This window comes from Candidatus Jordarchaeum sp. (assembly GCF_052745115.1).
The window spans coordinates 1-8,101 of the sequence record NZ_JBRAKS010000133.1; the positions used below are offsets into that span (position 1 = coordinate 1).

The 8,101-nt window shown below is 41.2% G+C and carries 6 protein-coding genes and 1 pseudogene; 3 read left to right on the top strand and 4 right to left on the bottom strand.

Annotated features, from left to right (window positions below; genetic code table 11):
- Positions 1 to 151 precede the first annotated feature (151 nt).
- Positions 152 to 892 (top strand): NAD(+) synthase, encoded by a 741-nt coding sequence (gene nadE / locus ACUVXA_RS10755; RefSeq protein WP_445871261.1) that lies wholly within the window; start codon positions 152 to 154, stop codon positions 890 to 892.
- 50 nt (positions 893 to 942) lie between these two features.
- Here the strand turns inward: nadE and ACUVXA_RS10760 are convergent.
- Positions 943 to 2,535, bottom strand: a pseudogene (locus ACUVXA_RS10760) (penicillin acylase family protein); the annotation flags it as partial.
- 13 nt (positions 2,536 to 2,548) lie between these two features.
- On the opposite strand from ACUVXA_RS10760, the gene ACUVXA_RS10765 reads away from it, so the two are divergent.
- On the top strand, positions 2,549 to 2,920 hold the full coding sequence (locus tag ACUVXA_RS10765; RefSeq protein ID WP_445871262.1) for a hypothetical protein: 372 nt from the start codon (positions 2,549 to 2,551) through the stop codon (positions 2,918 to 2,920).
- 99 nt (positions 2,921 to 3,019) lie between these two features.
- Here ACUVXA_RS10765 and ACUVXA_RS10770 read toward each other — a convergent pair whose 3' ends face one another.
- Together ACUVXA_RS10770 and ACUVXA_RS10775 are read right to left on the bottom strand one after the other, a co-directional pair.
- On the bottom strand, positions 3,020 to 3,511 hold the full coding sequence (locus ACUVXA_RS10770; RefSeq protein WP_445871263.1) for a hypothetical protein: 492 nt from the start codon (positions 3,509 to 3,511) through the stop codon (positions 3,020 to 3,022).
- A 238-nt stretch (positions 3,512 to 3,749) separates the two neighbouring features.
- Positions 3,750 to 3,902, bottom strand: a complete 153-nt coding sequence (locus ACUVXA_RS10775) for a hypothetical protein (RefSeq protein ID WP_445871264.1) — start codon at positions 3,900 to 3,902, stop codon at positions 3,750 to 3,752.
- 75 nt (positions 3,903 to 3,977) lie between these two features.
- Between ACUVXA_RS10775 and ACUVXA_RS10780 the strand changes: the two genes are divergently transcribed.
- Positions 3,978 to 4,211, top strand: coding sequence for a hypothetical protein (locus ACUVXA_RS10780; RefSeq protein ID WP_445871265.1), 234 nt, complete (start codon positions 3,978 to 3,980; stop codon positions 4,209 to 4,211).
- A 309-nt stretch (positions 4,212 to 4,520) separates the two neighbouring features.
- Here ACUVXA_RS10780 and ACUVXA_RS10785 read toward each other — a convergent pair.
- The coding region (locus tag ACUVXA_RS10785; RefSeq protein ID WP_445871266.1) for a hypothetical protein at positions 4,521 to 8,101 on the bottom strand (3,581 nt) is incomplete at its 5' end.

The following is an 8,101-nucleotide window of genomic DNA, read 5'->3' on the forward strand; positions in this document are numbered from 1 at the left end:
TTGAATGCTGCTTTGAATCTGGCTTACGTCGCCGCCAGTTGGGCGGAGACACACATAAAGCGCCTGCCAGAGTGGAGAGGTTCATGCCCCAAAAGGGCAGGTGCTCCCCTATGAAGCAGGAACCGAACACCATTTAGGCTGTGTGTCTTAAATGGGTAAGTTTCGGACAACGGATAGTGAAGCTGAAAATATTAGGGATGCTAAATATTTCGCTGAAAAGCTTAAAATAGATTATAAAATAATAAACTTGACTCCCATTTTTAGCCAAATTGGTCTCTATGATATCCTTCCAGATAAAGTGGCTAGAAATAGGAAGCAACTAGAAAAAAGATTTAAGAACATTAGGCGTTCATCCACATTCACCATGGTTCACAGCAGTAGTATACTAGGTCTTAAAACATCTAAGATTAAAGGCGGGCCAGCCACAGCCTTTACCATGACTAAAGTGAGACTCAGCGGTGTCATAATCAATCATTATGCTCGATACCACAATTACCTATCAGTAGGTTCGACAAACAAAACAGAGTACACGATTGGTCATTACGACAAGCAGGGGGATGGAGCATGCGATATTACACTATTACGACCTCTTTATAAAACTCAAGTTAGACAACTAGCAAAATTTTTAGAGGTGCCCAGAAAAATCATAGTGAAAGCCCCTAGCCCGGACATTCTTATTGGTAAAGTGATAACGGATGAATTTATCATCGGAATGAGTTTTGATCAATTGGATGCGATTCTCTACCTTTTGGAAAATGGAATGAAAAATAGTGAAATAGCTGAAAGATTAAACATAGATGTCAAAATCGTTGGCGATGTACAAAACGCTGTGGAGAACGAAGGATTCAGAAGAACACTACCCCTAGGCCCAGAAATATCGGACTTGACATGAATTCTTTTCTAATTCTTCTCCACTTTTCTAAAAAATTTTAAGTAACCCTCTTACTTTTTGGGCAATAGTGTTAGTAACTGCTTGGCTTTTTTCTCTATGGTTTCTTTTTCAAATAGCATTGGGTGATACTCTACATTCAACCATTTCTCAATGAAGTCGCCATAGTGAGGACTAGCGGGGTTTCCTGATTGCCCAGTTGAATGTATACTAAGAGAATTCTCCCAATTACTCAAATCTATAATCTGTCTATAGCTTGGTAGCGTGATTTGTTCGTATCCTTGTCCGGGATCCATTCCTGAGCAGTTCACCGTGTTAAGGTCTCCCTGTTGCGGGTAGGGTCCTCTATTGAGAACCCTGCCATAGGGGGGAAATAGTCCTAATTGGTGTTTGAATGTGACTGCGTGTATTTTTCCCCACTGCCATTCATCCATATCCTCTCCGAGAGTTTTTGTTAATTCTTCAGTAGTTTCTTGAAGACATGATAGCAGTAATTTGTCTCTCTTTTCGGTGCTTGTTCCAGTGCCTTGTTCAAACCAGAAGTCTGAGGGATACTTCAGCAGTTCGGGTATTGAGTAGGTGTCAAACTCGTTTGCCCATGTTTTCATCCTGAAATAGAAGTCAAACAACTTTTCGCCAAGCTTTTTCTTAAGTATCTTTTCCACGAGCTTGTAGTATAGTATTTCCAATAATTTTTGTCGGAAATCAATTATACGATCTACCGTTTAAAGGCTTATTTTCGGAAAAGAAGCCAAATAAAGGCTTTTTTCACGAGCCAAAAAAAGACAAAAATCTTTCAGAATACTATACCATATCTCAAATATTGAGGAGGCAGCACTCTCCCTGGTAACGTAAAAATCCCAGTTCTTAATGTAATCTATTGCCTTTTCCTGTTTTTCGTTTTGTGGTTTAAGTTTAATGAGAAAGGGAGCTAACTCCTCGGCGAATAGGTTTTTGACATCAGTCTGCATTCTCTTAAAATCCTCCACTGATAGTTTCTCTTTTTCGTTTAGCATCTGGAAGATTCGCCGTATTCGGTAGGGTGGCAGAAAGTCATGGCTAATAAAATATGGATAATCATCATTCACAATCTTCTGGTTCGCAGTAGCAATATAGTGGGTATCAGGGTTAAAAGCACTGGTCAACTCATCAAATGGTATTCAACTAATCCATCTGTATTCGTCGGTCCAGCCGGGAACAGGAACTATTCCAGTACCCTTAGCCCTAATAGGTATTTTCCCAAAAGTCTGAAAACCTATATTTCCTTGTCTGTCAGCATAAACCACATTTTGTGAGGCCCAAGAAATTTGTCTCAAAGCCTCTCGGAACTCCTGCCAATTCTTCGCCTTGTTAAGCTTAAAGAAACCTAGCAAAAGATTACTGGGATCGTGGCCAGTCCATTGCAGAGCCAGAGTTTTTCCAGTCTACTTCCTAGGAGTAGAGTTAGCAATTCCTAAGAGAATCGTATCAATGATCGGTCCGTGTCGGGTGATAATAATCTCTTTTACAACCGATTCCTCTTTTCCCCTAACATGGAATTCCTCTCCAACTACTTCTGCGTCTACCCATTCATCTTTGAAGAGATATCGATGAGGATTTTCGGGTTTTATTTTTTCCACGTACAGGTCTTTTACATCACAGCAGGTATTTGTAAAACCGTTGTCCGAAACTTACCCATTTAAGACACACAGCCTAAATGGTGTTCGGTTCCTGCTTCATAGGGGAGCACCTGCCCTTTTGGGGCATGAACCTCTCCACTCTGGCAGGCGCTTTATGTGTGTCTCCGCCCAACTGGCGGCGACGGAAACATACCTTTTAGGTTTCGATTTGTGGTTGGGCTTCTTCTCCGGCCCAGACCACCTTTTGGCTTTTCATGTTTTGGGCGGTTTCGGTTTTCGCCAGCATTGTCTTAAGATTTGTGCCTGTGTGTTTCTCTATGCTTTTTGGAAGATGATATTATTTGGTGTTAACTCTTTCTGCTGTTGCAAGCCCCAACAAACCAATGCTCCGGAGTGTTATCTAGACATATAGTTCTGAGAGGCGAAAAACGCGAAAAAAGAGGAAAAAAATTTTAGGACCCCTATTTTCCGTTTTCCCTTACTGAAGCTAAGTAGGGTAATTTTGTGGTTTTTATCCTTTTATTAGTACTCCTGTGGCTATATAGAGGGGGATGCGGGCTATGAAGGTGTAAAAGGCTATTTGCGTTCCGAGAAACATTAGAACTGTTAAAATAATGCCCACACATGCAAAGACTTTGGAGATTACTGTGTGTCCTGATTCGTTTCCCAAAAGTATTTGAAGTAAGTCTGCAATTAAAAAGATTATCGCTGCCATTACGAGTCCAGAGTACCATAATAGTATCATGAGTTCTCTTGAGGAGCTGTATAGTATAAGTTGGAAGAGGACGTAGAGTGTCATAAAGAGGCTGGTGTTAAGGTAAGGAAGCATGTAGGGCAGAAAAACTGCGAAAAGCATCATGTTTACCGTGTAGCCTTCCAAATAGTGAATATAAAAGTTAGTCCACATAATCCATATGATTGCCGTCGGCAGACCCACAAAAGCAATTATCCAACCTGCCGGTTGTTTTGCCTCACTTTTCTGCTTTCCCTGTTCCTCAGTCAATGTAAGCACTCTCATTTTTAATTATTATTTTGGAATTTTTGAACATAAACTTTTCGAATCCAGTCTGAGAAAATTCACGTAACAAAATGTGGGCGTAAAAGTCTTTTGTGTAATTTTAACCTAAAAGTTGGAGTAGTGCTTCGCCTTTAAATAATTAATAAAAAATGTTAGAAACACTACTCTAAACAATTATTCTCATTCTGCCCAACAGTTGCTCTCATTTCTGCCTATTTATGCCTTACTGACCACCCTGAGACACTATTAACTGATTGACACCTGTTGTGCGTTGTGCGTTTTTCGGCTCAATTACTCTCATTAGGGGCGCAATTCGGCGTTTTCCACAAGGCAGAATCACCGCAAAAAAGGCTTCCACCAGAGAGACGTAAAACACTTTCCGAACATGCACACGAAAGGTAACGCCTAATTAATTGTATCCCCTGAGGATAATCCACATAAGAAGAGAGCAATGCGTAACCCTACCCCACCACAACTGGGAAAACCCCGCAGAAAAAACAAGGCCAGACGCAGAGGAACCCACATACGCCTACTGGAACCCGGAGAATTCAAAATAGAAGAGGAGGAGGAAAAACCCCGGAGGCAAAAACCAAGAGGGGCAAAATGCGGGGAAGTGTTCAAAAATGTGAGAGAGGACACTCCAAACCTAAGTGTACAAAAGACTTTTACACCCCAAAATTTTTAACAAAAATGCCGAATAAGACAAATTACTCTAAGAACTGGGCCTTTTAAGCTGCTGAAAAAATACAAGATTTGCTAACATAAAAGTTAAGGAAAGTGTTGTGAATGCCGACCATAGAAATTGTAAAAAATAGTTAATAAATATTTAGAAAACAATTCCAGATAATACCTAAAATAGTAAAAAAAGCACAATAACATAATATCATATTTTAATTATTAACTAAAGAAGTAAAAAAATAAAAAAATATAAAGGTTTTATCACTGCTTTTCCTTTAGACCCAAATAGATGAATCCTTTATTATTACCCTTTTTTTTAAGATTCATCTTCGGTCTCTTCGGTTTCTTCAGTTTCTTCAGTCTCTGTTTCTTCCTCAGCTGATTCGGTTTCTTCTTCCTTTTTTGATCCTTTTTCCGGTTTTTCCTCTGGTTCAGGTGGTGTTTCTTTGGTTTTAAGAAATTTTTCTGGTTTTTCTTCTTCCTCTTCGAGGATCTGGCTAATTCGGGCACTGATCTCACTTGGTACACCGACAGATTCTAAAAGTTTTTCTCGGTCCACTGGGGTTGCTTTCTTCAGCTCCGTAACTAGTGCATAGGCTTCGTTTTCTGCCATTCCAGACTCTACCAGTAAAGGTACTAAGCGGTCTGCAAGTTCAACAGGAACGTACCCTTCAACTCTGGGCTCCACACCTATAATACTCGTTTCATAAGCCAGAACTTTGGATATCACACTCTCACGCGGGACTAATCTCACATCAACCTTCTCTCCGCGACTCATGGCCTTTATTAACTGGTCAATTCTCCGAATAATAGCAGGAATCCTTGCTCTTTTCACATAAGAGTAAGTGGAAAACAAGCTTACGGGTATCGCTATAGAGAAGATTATAACTAGAAACATGGTGAAAGGTACACGAATATTCACTAATGGAATTAGAACTGATCTCTCCTTCACTTGCAAGAGGAAAAGCGACTGTTGTGGCTCGTATAGGTATGCGTTTCCACTGACCACAATGGGATAAGCTGATGCGGGCAAACCATAGGTTGGAATAATCACAGCATAGTTACCGTCGCCTAGAGAGAACAGAGGCAAGCCACTTGCAGAAATGGAGGCGTTCGGTATCATCGACCCTGTGCTATCTGCATATCTAAATATAAATATTGCGAATGGCATGTTGTTTTCTGTTTGTCCAAAGTTGCTAAAGAAGAACACTGCGGGGTTGTTTAGAGATGATAGGTAAAATGTGGAGGCCGATATAACGGTCGGAATACCTTGAACAATCAGCTGGATAACTTTTTTGGATGCAGTGTAATTCTCCTTCACAGCAGAAATCTCTATTCTATAATTACCGGGAGGAGTGAGACTGGGTAGCAGAGTCAACGAAGCAGAATATGTTCCATTATCTAGAGGGTCAATGAGAGACTTGGCAGGCACAATAAGAGTCCCGTTGCTGGTCTTGATCGTGTACCAAACCGTTGCATTGTGGACAAGCTCAGCATTATGAGTGTCGTTAAGCTGAAGACTGATTAACAGCTCATCATTAACCCGCTTGGAAATTATGTCCTCAGACACTATTTCCATCGTAATCGGCTGAATAACCAAGGGAATAAAATCGGTGTGCCCCTCATAATTGGTACTGTACGCCGTTAATCTCAAAACGTAATAGCCAGGATAAAGCCACGTAGAATTGAAATTAGCAGTCCAATTACCACCAGTGGAGGGATCTGGAAAGAGGTTGCCATAAACTGGCTGATTCACAACAGAGTAACTAACAGTGCCCTCGGAAAGTGGAGTCCCATCCACACTATCTCTGTATATTACGGAAATGGGCAAAGCGTCTCCGTAGGTACCTATTAGCAAAGAAGCATATAGAAACTCTGTCTGCGCGGGAGTAATCACAAGCTGAGTAATCGTACTGTAAGCAGTATAATTAACACTTGAAACATTGAACCTCAAACCATAAGTGGCAGCAGAAAGGCTGGACTCAACCACACTTTTTAGAATCGTGTAAGTATAGTTACCCGAACCAGAGTTAATCAGTGAACCAGAAACCGACGTCCCTAATATGGAAAAGGACACGGTTGCAGAGGAAACCGGCACACCAGTAGCATCGTTAGTAACATAAACCCACAGAGGAATATCCGAATGCTTCCAATAGTAAGGACCAGAAAGCGGAGCCACCTGTACATTGAAAGTAGCAGCCTGAACATAAACAATGGTCTGATTCGCGGCGGGTAGATATGTGGAGTTTTCTGCTGCTGCGCTCATGTAGACTTGGTATGTTTCCCCACCGAACAATAGCGAGAAGGACAAACTAACTAAGTAGTATATGTCTGAGCCGGAGCCCTGGGGAGTCAAGTCTACTAGTTCAGTTACAAATGTTCCATTAATGAATTTTAGAGTCCAGTTAAAAGTTCCTCCAACGTAGGGGTTTGAGGTGTTGAGATTGTTTCCATTCGAATCTCTCCAGTAAACTTTTAAGACCACATCTTCTCCCCAAGTGGGATTAACAGAAGTTGCATTAGCCAAAATATAGGTGTACTTTTGCTCAGCAGCTAATGTAACATTGAAATAGAGAGTAGTACTGCTGTCAATGTTTTGGTTTAAATATTGGTCAATGAGGGTACCGTTATCGTAGTAGGCTTTGGCATCGTAGTTACCAAACCAACTGGACCTATTTATGTGAAACTCAGCCCAACCAGTTAAATTAACATGAGCCGAATCAACCAACGTCGTTGTCCCTTGCAGAGTCAAATTAACGTATGCGTTTTGAATGGGGTTACCATCCGGTAAATACTGCGTTCTACACCACAGAGTAGTAATGTTGTCAAAAACCAAGTCAATGTTCACATGTGCATCGATTGTCCTGATTGTGGAGTTCACGTAGTACTCGTAGATTGTGTTCCCATTCCATACCGCGCTAAAGTTGTAGGTCCTGGGCTCAAGGTAGAATGTGGCCCAACCAGTAGAATTGGTAATTTTGCTAAACGGTGAAGAAGCGTTGACGGTTATGTTTGCATTTGCCAGGTTACTTCCATCATGATCAGTTACGTGGACATTAACAGTATAGTGAATATACTCCTCAGCCGAAACAGTGATGCCTAAAGGATATTGTTCTCTCTGAATAGCACTCACTCCATCCGCAAAGTTTGTGAACGGAGAAAGTTTGCCTCCAGAGGCGTCCCAGATATAGAATGCATATTTTTCAAATACATAGCCGCCATTTTTCAGCTTGAGACTGGGCCACTCTCTTTTCCACTGTTCTGGGGAATCAGTTCCATCTATTACATACTGCCAGCCTTTAGGACCACTGCTAACAGTTGGAACAATCAAATCTACCACACCGGCGGCTCGACCAGTACCGGAATCATAAATTGTAAACCAATATGGTTTGCCTATCTGATAAACCTGCGTATAAGGGTCTATAGAATGAGTATATGGGTAATTTCCATCCTTGTATCGTCCCTCATCTAGTTGACGTACAAATCTCCAACTGTTTCCAATATGCAACCCTTCATCATAACTATTCCAAAATCCCCACCACTGACCATATTTGAAATCATAAGTAATGGTTGTTTTTGTTTCAGTGATCCAGCCCCATTTAAAGAACCTGTAAGTGACATTTGCATAACCAATATTAGATGGCGCTGAGGCTCCGCCCCCGGTCAAGTTGGTGCCAACTTCAAACATAATGAACAATGGACCCTGTTCTGGAGTTTCATAACTATCTGCAGGATTACCAGAAGTACTCCATACCCAAGTGTAGTCAAAAACCCGTAATATTTTGCCATAGACATGGTACTCTGGGTCCCAGTGGAACTGGTTGCTGTATGACCACTGGTTCGAACCACTGACATTGTTATAACTGACGTATAATTTGCCTCCATTAAGTGAAACGT